The organism is Streptomyces sp. MB09-02B, from assembly GCF_033794485.1.
Lineage (GTDB): Bacteria > Actinomycetota > Actinomycetes > Streptomycetales > Streptomycetaceae > Streptomyces.
Genome location: NZ_JARGEE010000988.1, coordinates 1 through 659 on the forward strand (window position 1 = coordinate 1; position 659 = coordinate 659).

A 659-nucleotide genomic window follows, 5' to 3' on the forward strand; every position below is an offset into this window, starting at 1 on the left:
CTTCCGTCCCCACCCCCGCCCACCAAAGCCCCCGGGCGATACGCGTGCGAAGGAGCCCGCGATGAGCGAGATGATCACCGCGGACCTGGTCGACCTCGACCTGTCCGCCGATACGAAGGAAGCGGCGGCGCGTGCCCTCGCCGAACGCATGGTGGCGAAGGGCCGGGTCACCGACCTGGACGGCTTCCTGGCCGACGTGGCGGCCCGTGAGGCGCAGATGCCGACCGGTCTCGACGGCGGCATCGGCATCCCGCACTGCCGCAGCGAACACGTCACCGAGCCGACCCTCGCCTTCGGTCGCAGCGCGGCCGGCGTCGACTTCGGCGCACCCGACGGCCCCGCCGACCTGATCTTCCTGATCGCCGCCCCGGCGGGCGCGGACGACGCCCACCTGACGATCCTCTCCTCCCTCGCCCGCCAGCTGATGAACACCGAGTTCACGGACACGCTGCGCGCCGTGGACGACGCGGCTCACGCGGCTGCCCTGATCCGAGGCGACGCTCCGGGCGATAGCGCCGATAGCGCCGATAGCGCCGATAGCGCCGATAGCGCCGAGGGCACCGAGAACACCGAGAACACCGAAGACTCCGCGGCGGTGTCGGGCGGAACGGCCTCCCCCGACGCCGCCGCGGTCAGCACGATTCCGGCCCCGGCGACCC

The 659-nt window shown here is 72.7% G+C and carries 1 protein-coding gene; it reads left to right on the forward strand.

Going from position 1 to position 659, the window contains the following annotated elements; translation table 11 throughout:
- Positions 1 to 61: 61 nt before the first annotated feature.
- Positions 62 to 659: fructose PTS transporter subunit IIA (locus tag P1P70_RS45495; RefSeq protein WP_319248466.1), on the forward strand; the 598-nt coding region annotated here is incomplete at its 3' end.